We start from the raw sequence: 19,358 nt of genomic DNA on the forward strand, positions 1-19,358 counted from the left end.
TTTGATTAAGAAATATTTTTTGGTTACTGCTCACTGCTCACTGTTCACTGCTCACTGATTACACCTCTTCCGGATTAACTCCCAACTCTCGCAACTTTGCAGCTAAACGTTCGGCTTTTGTACGTTCTTTTTGTACAAGTTCAGTTGGTGTCGGTATCCAATTTTTTGAAGCATCATACCAGCGCAACCACGAACCTTGTGTATTTTGATATAACCCTTGCCAAATTCCCAAGCCTAATTCGACTTCATCTAACCATAGTCTTTCATAGGATAAAGTCATTTCTTGGTAACGAGTACCAACTAACTGGAATGCTCGCAATTTATTCGTGTATCTATCAAACACCACATAATAAGGAACTCGTAAAATCTGTTCGTAAACTTGCCACTTTGTTGGGGGTTTATTGACTTCTCGTAGAGTTTGACCTAAATCTTCTTGTTCCGTACCGGGGGAAAGTAATTCAACTACTATAAAAGGAGTCACACCTTCTTGCCAAATCACGTAGCTCAAACGCAAGTCTTTTTGTTGATTGCTGCGAGGTACACCTAAAACTGCGAACCAATCAGGACGCTTGTACCATAAATGATTGCGAGCATCGTAGTAAAGATTTAAATCCGTACCAATATAGCGGTTTTCACGCCTATTGGAATACAGGGAAAAACCTCACCCCCTTCCCCTCTCCTTGTCAAGGAGAGGGGTGTATTATATCCAACTGAAAACCGCTATATTCAAATTGCTATCGAAAAGTTTAATTCAACGAAATTATTTCTGTACTCGACTTTGCTTCAGCCATCTTTTTTATCAATAAGTTTTTTGGCTGGTATTCTGGAACAATTCTACATAGCTCGATAAGTAATTCTTCTATGTTATTTTTCCGAGCATTTTCTAATAAAATATTCAATTCTGATTCTAATATCTCCCATTCCCAAAAATGTTCGCGGGCACAGAATATTTTGGGATGTTCGGTTGGTTTAACGTTCTTACCTTCAATCAATAATTCTTCATAGAGCTTTTCTCCAGGGCGCAATCCAGTAATTTCTATATCAATATCATGTCCGAGTTTTAGTCCGCTCAAACGAATCATTTTTTCTGCTAAATCGTAAATTCGGACTGGTTCACCCATTTCGAGTAGGAATACCTCACCCCCTTTTGCCATTGCTCCCGCTTGCATGACTAAGCGTGCTGCTTCGGGAATGGACATGAAGTAACGAGTGATATCTTTATGTGTGACTGTGATTGATTTACCTTGAGCTATTAATTTACGGAATCTCGGTACAACCGAACCGCTACTATTAAGTACGTTACCGAATCGAACAATTGCAAAGCGAGTAATTCCTTCCGGTTGAGTCGCGAATGCTTGGATTATCATTTCAGCTACTCGCTTACTCGCTCCCATGACGTTGGTGGGACGTACTGCCTTATCTGTAGAGATTAATACAAAGTTATTTACCTGACAATCTATAGCGCAACGAGCAGCTATAAAGGTTCCTAAAACGTTGTTTTCAATTCCTCTGGCTGGATTTGCTTCTACTAAAGGAACGTGTTTATAGGCTGCTGCATGGTAAACTGTTTCTACTTGATGGCGATTTAAGATTGATTTTAAGTAGTCTTGATTGGTGACATTCCCTAAATAAGCGTAGCGTTGCAGACAGGGAAAATTTTCTGAGAGTTCTAAGTCTATACTGTATAGAGCTAGTTCATTCAGTTCGTAGAGTATTAAACATTTAGGCTGCTGTTGGGCAATTTGTCGGCACAATTCCGAACCAATAGAACCTCCAGCACCAGTCACCAGAACTATCTTATCTTTGACTTGCTTTTGTAAAAGCTTGGTATCTGGAGCTACTTCTTCCCGTTCCAGTAGTTCGGTGATATCTACATTACGAATTTTCTGAATTGCAACTTTCCCAGCAAGAATTTCTCCTAGGGTTGGTGTTGTTTTTACGGGAATAGATAAATCTTGTAATTGTTCAATAATCCGAAGTTTGTTCTTCCGGTTTATCGAAGGCATTGCTAAAATTACGGTATCAAATTTTTTTTGATGCCATAATTTGGATATATTCTTTGGTGAGTAAACCTTGAGTCCCTTAACAACAGTTTGGCTATGTAATTCTGTATTATCATCTACAAAAGCAATCGGACAATAATGCGGGTCATTTAATAAACCTCTAACAAGTTGATAACCCGCTGTCCCTGCACCGTAAATAAGTAGCCGTTCTTGGCATCGGCTTGATTGAGTATAGACTATCAGATTTTGAAGCGACGAACGAATTAATAGTCTGACTCCAATGACTAAAAATAGAGTTAAAAATGCATCGATAATTAGAATAGAGCGAGGGATGGGCCATAATCCCTGAAAGTAAGCTAAGACAATTGATGTAATAGAACTGAAAAATACAGCTTGAAGAATATTTCCTAAAAATTCTACATCTGTATAGCGAATAATTGGACTATAGATTCTTTTGAATCTAAAAGCTAATAATTTAATTACGAATAGAGTAATAATCAGCCCGGTATATTTAGAAATTTCCGAGAACGGAAGTAATGTTTCAAAGCGTAGAAAAAAAGTTAAATAGATAGATATACAGAATAAAAAAATATCTGTAGTAATAAGTAAATAGCGTTTCTGCCTTCTTGATAGTGGTCGGTAAATAGAATATATTCTATTTAGCAGATATTTAGAGGATAATGTCATTGTAGCGTTTGCCATTTTTGTTGATATACACAATTTTGGATTTGCTAGCGAAACAGCGAAATCGGCGTTGTATAGGGGATAAAGTAATAAATGGCAGAGAAGCGAATTAGCCTAGTAAAATCTTTTCATAGCATAGATAAAAAATACTATCATCCCGCTGGCTATACAACAGCTGAAACCTTCATCGAAACATCGCAAAAATTTCAAAAATCGAAAATTATAGCGATTTTTGATTAACGAAAGTAGATACCTTGACTAAATCGCTGAAGTTTTGACTTCGTGGTTAATAGTAGCAAACCTAGATTGCGAATCTATGACTGTATCGATACATAGAAAGCTAAGAAAGTGAATAAAATGATTGGCGTTGCTGAATCCGGATATGAATTTATTTTTTCCTTCATAGTGATGCCCCCTAAATGAAGGGACTTTTAATTATCTTGTTCCCCCATAATTGGGGGTTAGGGCGTGTTTTCAAAGTACTCCTCACCCTATAAGGGTGAGGCTATACCTACAAAGTCCGCCTGCGCGGACTAGAAAATCAGGGCTTTGTAGCTGTAGCTCCAGGCTTTAGCCTGAGAGCGGTTTGGGTTTGAAAACACTCCCTAGGGGGCAATTCATACTTTTAATCAGTAACGCCAAATAATAAAAGAGAATTAAATTAAGTTATGATTTTTAGCTGCAAGATTTATAAATATTGAACTATGTAGAATGAGATAAAAAATAAATTGTTTGTAGTATATTACACTTGAAAAAGAAAGGGAAATAAATAAAACTGTATTTTGTATTATTAACGAACTTTAAATTACTATAGTGTGGCTATATATTACCCTAAGCAGGTCAAAATGATTGTTGCAATCCTGGCTGGGCTGGGAATAACTGTTTTTGCTAGCTTACTGATACTCCATAGCTTAATTAGGGTTAGGCTTAATCGTACCTTAAAGTATTATCCCAAACCACAGGCAATTCTTATTTTGGACGGAAACCCAACCCGAATTGATTATGCAGCAAAACTGGCACATTCTGTCCAGCTACCAATTTGGATTTCGGGTAACTGTAGTCAATTACCAGTAAATAAACAGCGTTTTAAGGCAGCAGGTATCGATTCAGATAAGGTAAACTACGATTTGAGAGCAACGGATACAGTTACGCATTTTACTACTTTGGTTAAAGACTTTAAAAACCAAGATTTACATCATGTGTATATTGTCACTTCTGATTACCATATGCCCCGTTCTCAAACAATCGCGACTCTTGTATTTGGAAGTCATGGTTTAATTGTGACTTCAGTCAGAGTCCCGACAGCAGAAGGAACCTCTGAGTCCCCACTGAAGATATTGCGCGATTATCTTCGCTCGCTTCTATGGATGCTCACTGGAAAGACAGGTGCTAGTCTCAATCCAAGTCTGAATCTAGATTACATTGAAACTCAATGCTCGTCTAAATAGCTATAAGCTGCTGAGTATTTAATCTTTTTTTTCGGCGTTGCTGAATTAAGATTAGGACTTACGCACAGTTAACGTAACTATAGTCATTGCGACGTAAGGAAGCATTCACCCGGAGGGTGTGGATCATCCCAAACGCCCTTATAATCGTAGCGATTGCGTAAGTCCTGAAGATATGAGTTATAGCAGTTTTTGTTTGAGTGCACTACAATTTGAGATCTCACCCTGTGATGACAAATATCCCTCTTCCTAACAAGGCTACCGTGTACGCAGAAGCCTTAATATTCCACCTCGAAGCAAGTTTTGAAGGTTGGGCTTGATACTCAAAGCCCCGTCATTGCGAGCGAAGCGAAGCAATCCCGGCACTTTGCTATTGCTATGTCCTGACGGACACGCTTCGCTAACGTCGTTCTTCCTGGCAATGACGATTTGACGGAGTTGAAATCCCTAAAACCTTTGCTCCCGATTACTTGTGTGTACACCGTAGCCTTAACAAAGAGACGGAACGAGAAAGAGGTTAAATTTATATTGCATCCAAATGAAAAACGCTATATAGATAGGAATGACCGCAAATAGCACATTTTTTGTAGGGTGCTGTGACACTTAGATCAATTTTCAACGTAATGATAAGACTTGTGGTGTCACGCACTATGTCGTCGGTCTTGTGACTGATAATCTTATGTATAATTGGTAGTAATATTTTTGACTAAAACAAATGTTATTAAATATTTATACTTAAAAAACGAAAAATAAATTAATCAAGCTACATTATCTCTATTAATACAAATCCAAAATTATCTCAATCACGCGGTTTAGGTCATCATCTGTCATGCTTGAACCTGAAGGTAAACACAGCCCTTTCTCAAATAAATCCTCTGCAACAGAGCCACCCACACAAGCACAGTCTTTAAACAGGGGTTGTAAATGTAATGGCTTCCAAACAGGACGCGATTCGATATTATGTTGTTCTAATGTAGTGCGAATTTTTTCTTGATCTACACCTGATTCTGCTGGATCTACTTTTAAACAAGTCAACCAACGGCTAGATTGTCCAAATGATGCTTCTGGCATGAATTTAATACCAGGTAAGCGACTGAGAGTTTTATGATATACTTCAAAATTGCGACGGCGAGCGGCAACTCTATCTTTTAATACTCGCAGTTGTCCGCGTCCTATACCCGCTAATACGTTGCTCAAACGATAGTTATAGCCGCTTTCGGAATGTTGATAGTGAGGTGCGCGATCGCGAGCTTGGGTTGCCCAAAAACGTGCTTTTTGAATAGCTTCCTCATCATCAGAAACTAGCATTCCTCCGCCAGTTGTGGTGATAATTTTGTTGCCGTTAAAGGAGTAAATGCCAAATTTACCAAAAGTACCGGGCATTTTGCCTTTGTAGGTAGCACCTAATGCTTCAGCAGCGTCTTCAATTAAAGGAATATTGTATTGTTGGCAGGTTTGCAAAATAGGTTCAATATCCGCACTTTGACCGTATAAATGCACCAGCACGACTGCTTTAGGTAGTTTACCTATTTTTGCTCTCTTAGTTAATTCCTCTTGCAGCAATACAGGATTCATATTCCAAGATTCAGTCTCGCTATCGATAAAGACTGGTGTAGCTCCTTGGTACAAAATTGGGTTAGCTGATGCAACGAATGTCAGCGTGGAGCAGATGACTTCATCACCAGCAGTTACTCCTGCTAGTCTGAGAGCTAAATGTAAAGCAGCGGTACCTGAAGACACTGCTGCTGCGGCTTTAGCTTCAGTAATTTGACAAAATTCTTCTTCAAAAGCATTCAGATGAGGACCAACTGGAGCTAACCAGTTTGTATCAAAAGCTTCTTTTACAAAAGTAAATTCCTCACCACCCATGTGGGGAGGAGAGAGAAACATTCGTTTAGACATTATGTTGATAGTTGTGTTTATAATTTAGCAAGAGTTTTATGTACTTTCGCTGGACATCCGTAAGCGACGGAAAAAGCAGGCAAAGATTTATTCACTATCGATCCAGCACCACAGGTTGTCCACTCACCAATAGCTGTAAGAGGGATAACTTTAGTGCCAACACCCAACAAACTACCTTCCCCTGTTTTAACCTGACCGCAAAGAGAACATCCAGGAGCTATATGACTATAGTCTAAAATTTCGCAATCATGATCGACTGTAGCACCCGTATTGATAATTACATGATTACCTATAGTAGTATCTGTATTAATAACTGCATTTGCCATTATTACAGTACCTTCGCCAATAGTAACCCCTAATCCTATCCGAGCGGATGGATGAATTGCATTTGTAAACTGGTAGCCTTGAGCTTGAAGACGCATTGAGACTTTTTTACGAGTTTTATTGTTACCAATTGCAACAATCCATCTACTATTATTAGGCTCTATATTGGCGATACTATTGCTATGTAGCAAAGGTATACCGTGAATATGAGAAATCCCTACAGGAGGAGCATCATCGACAATCGCAACTACATTTTTACCCTGACAATGTAAAATATCTAGGATGACTTTGGCATGTCCTCCGGCAGCATATATATAAATATCCATAGGAGATACTTCTAGTAAACAATAATACAGATGCTATTAAGAGCTAGATTGATTAGAAGGAATGGTACCCTTAAACTTGCTCATAGTGACATGACCTTGCCCAGATATACCCTCTTTTTTAAAGACTTTAATTACTGTCAGCATTAATATTTTCAGGTCGAGCCACAAGCTCCAATTATCGACATACCAGACATCTAACTCAAACTTCTTTTCCCAGCTTAAAGCGTTACGCCCATTCACCTGTGCCCAGCCTGTAATACCGGGCTTGACTTGATGACGACGTGCTTGTTCTGGAGTATAGAGGTCTAAATATTCAACTAATAGAGGGCGAGGACCGACGAAGCTCATGTCTCCTTTGAGGACATTCCATAGTTGGGGGAGTTCATCCAAGCTGGAATGACGTAAGAATTGACCCACAGCAGTAAGTCGCTGCTCGTCGGGAAGTAAATTGTCATTAGAGTCCCGTGCATCCGTCATTGTACGAAACTTGCAAAATTTGAAGATTTTGCCTTGATATCCGGGACGTTGTTGCTGAAAGAATACAGGTCTTCCCATCGAAAATAGTACGGCAAAGTATAGTACTAAGATTGCGGGAGAAAGAAGTATTAGTAAGAAAGTAGCTACTATCTTATCTAAGATATACTTAAATATGATCTGTATGAATCTCATTGGATTTGAGTTATTTTTTTCAGCGAGTAATCTGCAATACTCTTTGTGAAGAGCTTCCCAAATAGCTTCTTGACGAAACTGCTCTAAAACCCTTTCGCGTCCGGCAGAGCCATGTTGGAGACGGGTATCTGAGTTCAATAAATAATGGCTAATCGCTGTTTTTAGCGCAACTGGATCTTGAGGGGGTACTAATAAACCAGTAGTGTTATTATCAATAGCGTCAATACAACCAGGTATTTGAGTCGCAACTACTGGTAGCTCCATAGCAGCAGCCTCTAAGAAAACATTGCCAAATCCCTCCCGATAAGTAGGTAGAACCAGCAAATCCATAGCTGAGTAAAAAGGCGGAGTTTCCCAGTTTTTCCCAACAAGATGGATGCGAGGATCTTCCTCTAAAACAGATTTTGCATCGGGAAAAATGGGGTCTTTCGACTCAAAGAAACCGACAATTAGCAAATGCAATGACGGAAACTCATCTCTCACAAGTTTCCATGCATCTACAAGTTCATGAATACCTTTATCACGAACAAGCCGACCAACAAACCCTAAAACTAAGGCTTTATCAGGAATTTCATACTGCTGACGTATATTTGTTCTTGTAGTGGAAGGTAAAGATTTTGGATTAAAACGTTCCATTGCATCCACACCATTACAACTACCTCTTAATAAAACCTTGATTTTATTAGGAGGACATAAACCTTCTTCAATCGCAACCTCTCGAATAGAAGAGCTAACACAAAGTACTTGAGTAGCTAGCGAACAAGCAATTTTCTCACTCCACCACAAAATCTGTCTTTTGAAGCCCTTAGCCGTCATCAATGGCAATCCATGAATATGATAAATCCTGACTGGAACCATTCCTAGTAAAGCAGAAATAGTCCCTAAAAGTCCTCCTTTTGGAGTATGAGAGTGAACAATTTTGGGTTTTTCTATCCTTATATACTTAAATATTTGAGCAATTGTCCACAAATCTTTCCAGGGACTAATTTTACGAAATATTGATAGAGATTTAACCTGAATAGATTCACTTTGAGCAAATTGATCTAGCCGTTCTCCCGGAGATGACAAAGCTCGAATTTCAAAACCTTGAGCTTTCATATAACCGATTTGTCCCTTTAAAAAAATCAGGGATTCCGGCACTGTTGTAATATGCAATAATTTCATACTGATAAATATATAGATTAAAGATTTAAAAGTATTGCTAACTTTTTATCTTTAGGATGAAATATCTCTCTAGTGGTCTGTCCCATAAAATATGATGGGTTCGTAGTTGCGCTTTAGCGCAACTACAAACCTTTTACCCATCAAAACAAATGGGACACTAGTAGTCCTTTGCATTAATTCCTACGGATTGTAGAGACGTAGGACTGCTACGTCTCCCGACGTTTGGAAGAAAACGAACCCATCAAAACTTGTGGGACAGAACACTAGTACTCCACCACATAAGTTTTGCAGGGTTTCGAGGGCTTGTAAAAAAAACCGCAGAGAGCGCAAAGAGCGCGGAGGAAGAGAATAAAGAGAATTATTCGATTTCAAATAAAATTGATGTTCACCCATCAGAATTAATGTGGCGGAGTACTAGTAAAAAAGGGGGTCTTTAGTTAAGTACTGAATAATTTAAGATAGCGATAAAGCTTTGCTATCAGATACCTTGTAATAAGCTCGATACCAGTCAACAAAATTTTTGATACCCACTTCAATAGATGTATTAGGTTTAAAGTCTACATCCCTAACTAAATCATCTACATTTGCATAATTAATAGGTACATCACCCGGTTGCATTGGCATCATGTTCTTTTTAGCTTCTATACCCAAACAATCCTCTAGAACTTTAATCATGTACATGAGTTCTACAGGTTGATTGTTGCCAATGTTGTATATTTTATAAGGCGCTTTGCTGGTTCCAGGGTCTGGAGTATCGCCTGACCAATTAGGATTTAGTTGAGGAATTTTATCTATAACTCGGACAACTCCTTCGACAATATCATCTATGTATGTGAAGTCTCGGCGCATATTGCCATTATTAAATATGTTGATGGGTTTACCTTCAAGCATTAATTTGGTAAATAGGAATAATGCCATATCTGGTCTTCCCCAAGGACCGTATACAGTAAAAAATCTTAGTCCTGTGGTTGGTAAATTATATAAATGACTATAACAGTGAGCCATCAATTCATTAGATTTTTTACTGGCTGCATATAAACTAATGGGATGGTCTACATTATGATGAACTGAGAAAGGAATTTTGGTGTTTGCTCCATATACGGAACTAGAAGAAGCAAATACTAAATGCTTAACTTTATTATTACGACAACCTTCTAAAATATTGGTAAAACCAACAAGGTTGCTATTAATGTAAGCGTGGGGATTTTCTAAAGAATGACGGACTCCTGCTTGGGCTGCTAAGTTAACAACTATGTCAAACTTCTGCTGATTAAATAACTCAGCAATGCTTCCATTATCAGCTAAATCGAGTTTATGAAAGCTAAAGCCAGGTTTTTCTTCGAGTTGTTGCAAACGATCTTGTTTAAGAGAAACATCGTAATAATCGTTGATGTTATCTAATCCAACAACTTCATCTACTCGCTGCAATAATCTTTCGCTGAGATGATAACCTATAAAACCAGCTGCACCAGTTACCAAAATTTTAGCCATATTATTTATTTTTTATAAATAGTGATAATAATTACAATACCAAGAACAAAAAGAATCTGTTGCTATAAAGATTAAGGAACACGGACGGACAGTGATACAATATAGTAGTTTTCATATTAGACTATATCCTCAAAATACGATAAATTCATGGATGAGTGTTGGAATTTAGTATCTATTTTAATGCGTTTAAGTAATTATAAGCTTGATAATTATTTTAGAGGTATGAGAGCTATCAAGCTTACTCTGTCTAACTTATAGCTCTCATATCATCCCTTTAGTATGGTTACAGGTTTATTCAAGTTCTAAAGCTATTTTCCACAAAACCTTTCCAAAAAGTTTTTCGCTTCATGTTCAAAACAGGCGCAGTGTAATTTTTAGCTTCTTCAAAATTTAAGATAGCTTGTTTTTCTTGCCAATCTTTTGATAAGGTCGCATGAAGTAAAAGCTCAGCAAGCTTGTGATGATCGCCCGGTTTATGTAGGCAAGATTCATTTAGTAATTCTGGTATTCCACCTGCTGTTGAACCTAGAGCCGGACAACCACGACTCATTGCTTCAACTAATGCTCTTGGAAGTCCTTCTTGAAAACTAGGTTGTATGTATAAATCAATTTCATCCAGCCAATTGTATACAGGAGAACCACTAGGTAAAGTACCGCAGAAAGTAACCCGATTATTACTTAATCCAAGATTTTTAGCTAAGCGTTTCCATCGAGTTGGGTCTCCTTCTCCTAATATTCTGAACTCATATTCTGGTAAATCTTGATCTATTTTATTAAGTGCTTTTAATGCTGTTGTAATTCCTTTATATTTAGTCTTAAGTGTTCCTATTAATCCAATATTAATCTTTTGGCTATTATTGTTTATCCGTTCCAACCTAGTTTTAAGGATTGTTGAATCCAACTCAGGAATTTCTACATTTGAGCAATTTACAGTTATACCCTTAGTTGGATATCGATTTTGTAAAAAGTGCTTACTTACATATGAGACATAGCTAGATTCATGAACGAATAACCTAGTTCGCATAGCCATGATTGGAGCATAAACTTTTCCTTGCCAGGTACCATAATTCCATAAAGAATCCCAAGGACATCCAACTACTTCAGTAATCCAAGGTTTAGAATAATCCTTTGCTAATTCGATTGCTAAAGAGCCTATCTCACTAGGTAAACGAGCAATCAAAGCATCTGCTTCTACTAATCCAGCTTTCAATTTTTCAGTTGCTTCTGCACGATTATGAAATATATCTGTTGGGCTACTTAGAGATGGTATTTCAATAAATGAAACATTGGGTCCACTAGAAATATCCAATTTTTTCAAATACTGATTATCTACAGACTCTCGAATTCTAACAGCTACTGTTATTTTACTAAAGAAGCTTAGATAACGCTCCCATAACCAGTAAGGAAATTTATCTGCGTAAATATTGCCTTGAGAATCTTTATAGCAAATATGATCGTAAGCAAATAATATATGCATTTCAGTTATCATTTATATAGATTTAACAAATTTGGTAATTTTGATAAATGCGTAATGCTTTAAGTTTTAAACTAATAACTTACGCTTTTTTTTTGGATGGTTTCGACGATTTATTATAATTACTAAACACCATAAGAAAAACAATGGTGCAAAGGCAACCAAATGAACAGCTAAGAATAAAGATGAAATAAGTGAAGTTAAAGCACTAATTAATCCATTTCTACATCTATCTCCTAAACGGCAAATCATAAGTAGAATTGTCGGACCTATAATCATTCCATACCACCCAAAATTAGCTATTGCTTCTTCTAAAATACTGGTTGTAAAACTCCAACCCCAGAATTTAGGAGAACTTCTAAATACAGCAGAAGTAAAATACTGTGCATAGGGAAGTGGTTTTTCATCCCATAAATCACGAGGTATATACATGGTTAAATAAAAAAGTATGCTTTCTCCTGGATAATTCAGAATTTTGATTTCATCGGGATAAAGTTCAGCAAATATTGTAGTTTTTATTGTGTGGTCTCTACCATAATCGATTCTAAAGTTTTCGTATACAATTTCTGGTGAAATTAAGCTTGCACCGATTCCTCTCACACTACTTTGATAAACAGTAGAATATCCAAAGAAAAATATTATAGCAATAGCAACTGATATGATTAATTTAGTTCCACGTAAATATCCTTTGTTCCAAAATATATAACCAATTAAAAAGATTGATAAAGCTACAATATTTCTTTTTCCATTAAGCCAAATTGCTATTAATAAGCAAAAAAATATTAAAATAAATGATGGCAATTTTATTTTTGGCTGAGAAGCTAGTAAGCCAACTCCTCCAATTAAACTTAAAACACTAAACAAGGATATATAAGCATGAAAATTTTTAACATCATCGACCAATCTTCCTGTCGCAACCACACCATAAATTAGATACTCTTCTGGGGCAGGAGCGAATGCTAAAACCAATATTGGACTAATTAGTAAGAGAAATAAAATAAACTTGAATTTACGGAGAAAAGAAAATTTATTAGATAAATTGTAAATTTTACCTATTTTTTTGTTTCTACCTAAAAACCACCAAAAAAGAGGAATTATGCTTATATAAATACAATAAATAATAGAAGTAAGTTCATCTTGGCTCGCAAGTTTAAAACCAGGAAAACGATTATAATCTGGCTGTCCAATAAGAAAGTTTAATAGTAGAGGAATTCCAGCAAATATAAAATGAACAAGAATAACTACTAGGATAGATTGAAAGCGACCTGAAGCAAGCGATCGCAAAGCTAATAAAGCCCAAAATGCAAGCCAGATAAATGTCAAAATACTAATAATTTCTAGCATTAAATTACTTTTGAGGTATAAATAGCTTCAAGAGTATTAATACTTTTTTGTATATTAAAAGAGCTGTTTTTGATAATGCCCAAAGCTTCGGATTGTCCTATATTTAGTGGAATGTTCTTATTCAAGACATTTTTCCCCCAGTATGAGACTTCTTTAGTAAGAGGAATTCTTTGAATAAGAGATTGTATAGCATCTACTTCTTCTGAAATTACGTCTGAAATTACACAAGGAAGTCCAGCAGCTTGTGCTTCAATCAAAACCATTGGTAATCCTTCATGAAGTGATGGAAATAGAAATACATCCATCGCTCCTTTCATAACTTGAGGAATATCAGACCTAAGACCTGCGAAAGTGACACAATTAGATAACCCTGCTTGATGTACTTTTTGCTCAATATCCGAGCGTAAGCGACCATCCCCAACTAATAGAAAATGAGCTTTTGGCTCTTTTTGAATGATATTAGATGCTATTTCTACAAACATAGAATGGTTTTTCTGTTCAGCAAATCTGCCAACATGACCAATTACAAATGCATCTTTAGGTATCTTCAATTCTGCACGAATATTAGCTTTATCAACTGTATCGTTCCAAGCAGACAAATCTATACCGTAATGTAGGACCTTCCAACGAGAATCGTGTTTCCAGTCACCCCCATACAAATCGCTGGCAGCTTTTTCCGAACAAGCAAGTCCAAGGGTAGCATATTGCTTAATCAAATATTCTGTTAAGCCTAAATAAAATCGTCGAAATAATCCAGCTTTGGCTTCTTGGGAAGATGTATCATTATGACTATGAGCAATGCGAATTGGGATACCTACTTGTTTTGCAAGACGCAGAATGTAACCACTGTAATGATGGATATGACTGTGGACAATATCATAAGAACCATGCTGTTGGTACAGACGTTTAAAATTACGTGCGTACATTAATGGTTTTGACGGATGAAGGCAAGGAATGATTTTGCTACCTAAAGCAATTACTTCTTCGTCGTATGCACATAGTTGTGTTGTTGCGACTAAAAAATCCATTTGAAAACGTTCGCGATCAATATTTCGCAAAACGTGCATTAACCAAGTTTCTACTCCCCCTCGATTCATTCCAGCCAGAACATGAAGGATGCGTATTGGTTGTTTTTTAGTAGATATCATAAATTTTACTTAGAATAGTTATTAAGTTTGGATAAAGCATGAACAATGACTCCTAGGCTGCAAGCAATTTGCACAAATGAAGAAATCACCAATGCAAATGCCGCACCTAGCAATCCAAATTTTGGCAGTAACCATAAACAAGCGATTGCTGAAGTAGTTGTCACTGCTAAAAATAAAGGCATTTGAATGCGGAAGTATCTAGCTGAAGTAATTCCATAACCTAAGAAGGATGATATATAGTTCATCCCACCAGCCACCATTAATAAAACAAATAAATTCGTATATTGAGCATACTGATATTGATAAAGAAGCGTTAATATTTGTTTACCTGCAAAAACTGCCGCTATAAATCCTGCACTACCAAGTATAATAGCGATTCCAACCAATTGAAGTAGAAGCCTACGAAAGCCTTTGCTATTGCCTGTAGCATAATACTTCGCTAATTTAGGACTTGCTGACTGCCCCAGGGATTTTACTACCATATTTCCTGCTACTATCAGGTATGCAAGGGCAGCGTATATACCTAATTCCCTCTCACCCAAATATTGTTCGATAAAATAGCGGGGAATATTAGTATTGAGTGATATCAGCATCATTACAAAACCCAAAGGCAAACAAAGCCAAACTAACTTTCTTAATGTTTCTAAATGCCACCTAGGTTTTATTGTCAAGCCTTTAATATTTTCTTTGTGAAACCTACGTAGTATAAAATTGACGCTACGAATGTCATAAGCAATTAGAACTATAGTCCAAGCGAAGACTAACCCTAATCCTCCCCAAAAAACACTTTTAGATAAGTAAACTCCTATGCATAGGAATAATAGGGAAAGAGGACCTTTGATCATCAGTGAAATAGCAATGCGATCCATACGTTCTTGCTGCTGGATAAGTCCATGAAAAACATCGCTGATAGACTCAACAGCTTTAGCCAAGCCTATTACTAGTATCACTAATGATGTTTCCCGGCTATATCCTGCCAAGTAAGTAATAATTGCTATTAAAAGAAGCGCTAACCCCGTAGAAATTATCCTAAGACCAAAATAATCGCTGAAAAGATACTCTTGCTTAGTATCAGTAACCTGAACACCTCGTAATTGAAGATTAGTCAACAAGACTATTGGTGCTGTTATGGCAAGTCCTAAAGTAAACTGCCCAACCATTTCTGGACTACCTAGTTTTGCAAATACTACTAGCATTCCCCATTGAGAAGCTGCATAGACAGCATTACCAATAAAAGTCCAGGAAAAATTACGACGTAGACTCAGTGGCTTGCTTTCTTGCATATATTTTAATTAAAAATAATTGTATTATGGCTACACTCAGATTTTGATAAACCCACCCACTGAAGGATTCCCCCTCGGAGAACTCACCCCATCAACCTGCAACCAAAGCTCCCTCGGTGCAACCGAAACTAAATATCCACGCTCCTCAACCTTCCTCACGTGATACCATTTAGTTTCCTGACATTCATCTCACCAAAAAGCCTCCAACCACTCAATCGCGATAAATGTTTGACATTAGTAGTCGCAACAATGACGTTATTTGTGAAAAAACTATCAAAGATTAGCAATTTCTTGAGCAAACCAAGCAGCAGCACTTGTATTTGTCCCTTGATTGGCTCGGATTAAAGTTTGTTCTAATTTTTCAATTGGTAATTGCGTTAAAGCAAGGGAAGGATCGCAAGCTTTATATTGTCCCGACTCTAATACAAAAGCAAACACCCGTTTCCCTCGAACATCAATTACCCAATATTCTGGAATTCCTAAATTAGCGTAAAGATGTTTTTTTTCGTCTAAGTCTTCAGCCAAGGTAGTGTCAGAAATTTCACCAACTAAATCGGGTACTCGCCATTTTGTCAAATCAATCCGTCGGGGTTGCCCTTCTTCCCAAGTTGGATAGTTATCACCTACATACAAAACCAAATCCGGCACACAAGCTTGAGTTTTTGGTTTTTCTAGCAAACAACCACAGAAGGAATTGTAACTTTGTTTTGGGTGCGCCACTGCCCAAAATGCAAATAACATAACGAATAAATCGCTAATATTCGCATGATTAATACCTTCTCCACCCATATCAACCCAGATCAACTCATTATTAAAGAATAATCGCATTCGATCTTTAATACGAGCATCCCGCAAAGCTACGTAATCCTCCCAAGTTGCAGAAACCCACTGACGCAAAGGAGGAATAACTAAGTTTTGTTCGGTTGTTGATATTGAAGCAGTCATAAATAGTGAGGAGTGAGCAATGAGCAGTTAACAGTTATAGTTTTTTGACGTTTAACCTTTGACCTTTTATTAATTCTAGATCGCATCGGCAGTAAAATCTCTCATACTCCCAACCCCCCTCGAACTCCTCAAAGTAAACTCACCCACCGAAGGATTCCCCCCCGGATAAGCCACTCCATCAACCTGCTGCCAAAGCTCCCTCGGTGCAACCGAAACTATATATCCTCGCTCCTCAACTTTCCTCACGTGATACCATTTAGTTTCCTGACATTCATCACACCAAAAAGCCTCCAACCACTCCCCCGCAAGGGAAACAGCAGTCTTCGTATTTACCAGCATCATGGCACTGCGACGATTCACACCCCGTTGCTGCAACTGTCCGGCTTTATCAGCAAACAATGGATACTTTTGAGAAACACTGTTGAGATAACATCCATGAACTGGACAATATATAGCTCTTTTTTTAGAACGATTCCGATTTCGGTTACACCTCTTCCCCACTTCGGCCCTCCTCATTAGTAGATAATAAACAAGAAGAAGGTTGCGTTGGAGGGACTGAGATTCACGCTGACTACAGCAGAACCATCAAAGCCCAACTCCGATTATCAACACATTCGATTTAATTTATTTAGAAATTATAGGATTACTCCGCAGATTATTAAAAAATGCGTAGGGTGTGTTGTCGCAGAGCGCAACGCACCATCCTGACTTAGTTTCGGTGCGCTCGCGGCTGAAGCCATAACGCACCCTACAAGTACTTAGGGTTTGCAACCCCGAGGGGCTGTGACAAATTCAAACTCGCAAAACTAATCCAAATTAGGACGTATATTTTGTCCCGTTGAATTGTAATTAATAAGACGTTTTTTATTTATATAAAAGCAACAAACAAGGGTTTGAAATTGCTTGTGTACGGTGGTAATGACCTGCAATAAGTATGTTTTCTTTTCAAAATTAGATTAACATGGTTCGATAATTTGGCAAGTAATTTGCATCACTTAAAAAACATTTTTTACAGTTTATTTTTCTTTGATAATAGAATTGGGGCATGGGGAAATAGAAAAAAGCGATACTCCCGGTTATTAGGTATTGCCAACATCTTATTTCAATCAAAAACTAGCCTTGTGGCAAAATCTACCGAAATTCTTTAAAAGGATTAACACTTAAAGCTATTGACCAAGTTCTGTAAGCTAGAATAGATGATAATATTACATCGATGTAATATTTAAATTAATGTCTTGGGATATAGAATACACCCACAATTTTGAAGATTGGTGGCACACTCTAACTGAAGCACAGCAAGATGACGCAGTTAGTGTTATTCAACTACTTGAAGAAAGGGGTACACAGCTACCTTTCCCTTATTATTCCAGTGTTAACGGTTCAAAACACTCACACATGAGAGAATTACGTATACAAACTGGAGGGAATCCAATTCGAGTTTTTTATGCTTTCGATCCAAGAAGAGTCGCAATTTTACTCATTGGAGGTGATAAAACAGGAGATAAACGTTTTTATGATGAATATCTTCAAGAAATTAAAGAGGAAGGCTTGATATGACAGGACACCATAAATTTTCTAATTTAACTAAAGATTTTTCTGCCCAGAGAAAAACAAAAATAGCGGCGAAAAAATCACAATTATGTGAAGAAATGGCACTTTATGAATTGCGCCAAGCATTAAAAATATCTCAAGCAGAACTAGCTGAAAAATTACAAGTTAAACAACCAGCTATTTCACGTTTAGAAAAGCGTACCGATATGTACGTTAGTCATTTACGTCAAGTAATTCAAGCTATGGGAGGAGAACTGGAAATAGTGGCACGTTTTAGGGATGGTGAAGTGAAAATCAAAAATTTTAGTGAGTTTGATTCGTAGAGGAGAGAATATTAAAGAAGTATCGTTTTTAACGTAATTATCGTATTATCCCCCCTCTCCCGATTGGTAATCGGTAATTGGTAATAGGGGAGATATGAAAAAGCGATACCTTACCTTAGTGGGTATCACTTTCAGAAACTGGATGATAAGCCCAAGGAAGTTAAAAAGGTCTCAAAAAACTGTTTGGCGAATTGGTCAAAGGTAGTCCTACTTATGTAAATGCACTAACCCTAAATAGTACAATTCTATTATGAGTTAGAAAAGGGAGATTAGATGAGGTGATAGTCAATACTGCTCGGTTAAGGAATTGAACACAATCGTAATATCCCCCCAACCTTAAAAAGGGGGCTTATTTCCCTCCTTTTAAAGGCTACGGTGTACACACAACTCTGCCGGGGACTATAAGTCCCCGTCTAATAGCTAAAGTCGTCTAAAGACGACTGAAAAATTATGTACAAAATAAAACATCATACTTAGTCCTATTTATAGGACTTCTGCTATTAGACAGGGACTTGCAGTCCCTGGCGAGCAATGGTTTTAACTACTTTTGTGTACACGGTAGTCTTTTAAAGGAGGGCTAGGGAGTATCTCCTCTTAACCGAGCAGTATTGAGGTGATAGTGAATTGATAATTGATAATTGACACTTACCACAATCTTTGAATGGGATAATTATCAAAAATCTCATCAATGCTCGCAAGCTGTATCTGTTCCACAATCGCTTGAACAATTAAAAGTCTGTCAAAAGGGTCTTTATGGTGTGATGGTAAATTATTTAAAGCGTAAATATGAGTTAATTCAACAGGTAAAATTTGTAGATTATTGACACGCTGCTGATTTTCAATTAAGTCAGGGAGCTTTGAATTCAGGTTAAGCTTACCTAGTTGAAGTTTGATTTGCATTTCCCAAACACTGGCAATGCTCAACATCCATGTATTGCTAGTATCGGTCAGTAAGTCTGTAACCTTCTGAGATAATCTTTGTGGATTACCTGTAGACCAAATAAATACGTGGGTATCTAACAATATATTCATTGTTCACCCGTCCAAAATTCATCTGGTAAAGGCTCATTAAAGTCTTCACTCATCCAAATTTCCCCTTGATTTAACCCAAGTACCCGTTGTTGTGCTGCTTGGGGCTGAGCATGTCTTTGTGCTAAAAATTCCGCAAAATCTAGGAGCGTCTGCTGTTGTTCTGGTGATAAAGATTGCAATTTGGTAATTAATGCTTGGGTTATATCCAGTGCTTGGGAAGTCATATGTCCCTCTAAGTTATGCTCTACGA

At 37.3% G+C, this 19,358-nt stretch carries 16 protein-coding genes and 1 pseudogene; 3 read left to right on the top strand and 14 right to left on the bottom strand.

The features are described from left to right. Nucleotides 1-58: 58 nt before the first annotated feature. Together RIV7116_RS10410 and RIV7116_RS10415 are read right to left on the bottom strand one after the other, a co-directional pair. Nucleotides 59-625 (bottom strand): annotated as a pseudogene (locus RIV7116_RS10410) (Uma2 family endonuclease); the annotation flags it as partial. A 121-nt stretch (nt 626-746) separates the two neighbouring features. After that, nucleotides 747-2,690, bottom strand: a complete 1,944-nt coding sequence (locus tag RIV7116_RS10415; RefSeq protein WP_044291709.1) for a nucleoside-diphosphate sugar epimerase/dehydratase — start codon at nt 2,688-2,690, stop codon at nt 747-749. A gap of 842 nt (nt 2,691-3,532) precedes the next feature. Here RIV7116_RS10415 and RIV7116_RS10420 point away from each other — a divergent pair. Beyond that, the gene (locus RIV7116_RS10420) at nt 3,533-4,135 is read left to right on the top strand and encodes a YdcF family protein (RefSeq protein WP_015118264.1); all 603 of its coding nucleotides are present in this window, start codon (nt 3,533-3,535) and stop codon (nt 4,133-4,135) included. A 774-nt stretch (nt 4,136-4,909) separates the two neighbouring features. Here RIV7116_RS10420 and RIV7116_RS10425 read toward each other — a convergent pair. The 10 genes from RIV7116_RS10425 to RIV7116_RS10480 form a co-directional block, all read right to left on the bottom strand. After that, nucleotides 4,910-6,034 (bottom strand): DegT/DnrJ/EryC1/StrS aminotransferase family protein, encoded by a 1,125-nt coding sequence (locus RIV7116_RS10425; RefSeq protein ID WP_015118265.1) that lies wholly within the window; start codon nt 6,032-6,034, stop codon nt 4,910-4,912. Nucleotides 6,035-6,051: 17 nt separating this feature from the next. Then, nucleotides 6,052-6,684, bottom strand: coding sequence for an acetyltransferase (locus tag RIV7116_RS10430; RefSeq protein ID WP_015118266.1), 633 nt, complete (start codon nt 6,682-6,684; stop codon nt 6,052-6,054). Nucleotides 6,685-6,720: 36 nt separating this feature from the next. After that, nucleotides 6,721-8,517 carry a sugar transferase gene (locus RIV7116_RS37475; RefSeq protein ID WP_015118267.1) on the bottom strand — a complete coding sequence of 599 codons (1,797 nt, stop codon included), beginning with the start codon at nt 8,515-8,517 and terminating at the stop codon, nt 6,721-6,723. Between the two features lie 453 nt (nt 8,518-8,970). Next, complete coding sequence (locus tag RIV7116_RS10450) at nt 8,971-10,008, bottom strand: NAD-dependent epimerase (protein ID WP_015118268.1); 1,038 nt, start codon at nt 10,006-10,008, stop codon at nt 8,971-8,973. Between the two features lie 295 nt (nt 10,009-10,303). Further along, entirely contained in the window at nt 10,304-11,485 is a 1,182-nt protein-coding gene (locus RIV7116_RS10455) for a glycosyltransferase (protein ID WP_044291714.1), read from the bottom strand. A 66-nt stretch (nt 11,486-11,551) separates the two neighbouring features. Further along, nucleotides 11,552-12,826, bottom strand: coding sequence for a hypothetical protein (locus tag RIV7116_RS10460; protein WP_015118270.1), 1,275 nt, complete (start codon nt 12,824-12,826; stop codon nt 11,552-11,554). Beyond that, on the bottom strand, nt 12,826-13,974 hold the full coding sequence (locus RIV7116_RS10465; protein ID WP_015118271.1) for a glycosyltransferase family 1 protein: 1,149 nt from the start codon (nt 13,972-13,974) through the stop codon (nt 12,826-12,828). Before RIV7116_RS10465 ends, RIV7116_RS10460 begins: the two co-directional genes overlap by 1 nt. 5 nt (nt 13,975-13,979) lie before the next feature. Further along, entirely contained in the window at nt 13,980-15,257 is a 1,278-nt protein-coding gene (locus RIV7116_RS10470) for an oligosaccharide flippase family protein (protein WP_015118272.1), read from the bottom strand. A 273-nt stretch (nt 15,258-15,530) separates the two neighbouring features. Continuing rightward, complete coding sequence (locus tag RIV7116_RS10475) at nt 15,531-16,202, bottom strand: Uma2 family endonuclease (RefSeq protein ID WP_015118273.1); 672 nt, start codon at nt 16,200-16,202, stop codon at nt 15,531-15,533. A 75-nt stretch (nt 16,203-16,277) separates the two neighbouring features. Next, entirely contained in the window at nt 16,278-16,703 is a 426-nt protein-coding gene (locus RIV7116_RS10480) for a hypothetical protein (protein WP_015118274.1), read from the bottom strand. Nucleotides 16,704-17,432: 729 nt separating this feature from the next. Here RIV7116_RS10480 and RIV7116_RS10485 point away from each other — a divergent pair. Beyond that, nucleotides 17,433-17,759 (top strand): type II toxin-antitoxin system RelE/ParE family toxin, encoded by a 327-nt coding sequence (locus tag RIV7116_RS10485; RefSeq protein ID WP_015118275.1) that lies wholly within the window; start codon nt 17,433-17,435, stop codon nt 17,757-17,759. Next, entirely contained in the window at nt 17,756-18,076 is a 321-nt protein-coding gene (locus RIV7116_RS10490; protein WP_015118276.1) for an XRE family transcriptional regulator, read from the top strand. The genes RIV7116_RS10485 and RIV7116_RS10490 overlap by 4 nt, the downstream gene beginning before the upstream one ends. A 645-nt stretch (nt 18,077-18,721) precedes the next feature. Here the strand turns inward: RIV7116_RS10490 and RIV7116_RS10495 are convergent. Next, complete coding sequence (locus RIV7116_RS10495) at nt 18,722-19,108, bottom strand: type II toxin-antitoxin system VapC family toxin (protein WP_015118277.1); 387 nt, start codon at nt 19,106-19,108, stop codon at nt 18,722-18,724. Then, complete coding sequence (locus tag RIV7116_RS10500) at nt 19,105-19,332, bottom strand: DUF2281 domain-containing protein (RefSeq protein ID WP_015118278.1); 228 nt, start codon at nt 19,330-19,332, stop codon at nt 19,105-19,107. Before RIV7116_RS10500 ends, RIV7116_RS10495 begins: the two co-directional genes overlap by 4 nt. Between the last annotated feature and the right edge of the window lie 26 nt (nt 19,333-19,358).

This window comes from Rivularia sp. PCC 7116 (genome assembly GCF_000316665.1).
Taxonomy (GTDB): Bacteria; Cyanobacteriota; Cyanobacteriia; order Cyanobacteriales; family Nostocaceae; genus Rivularia.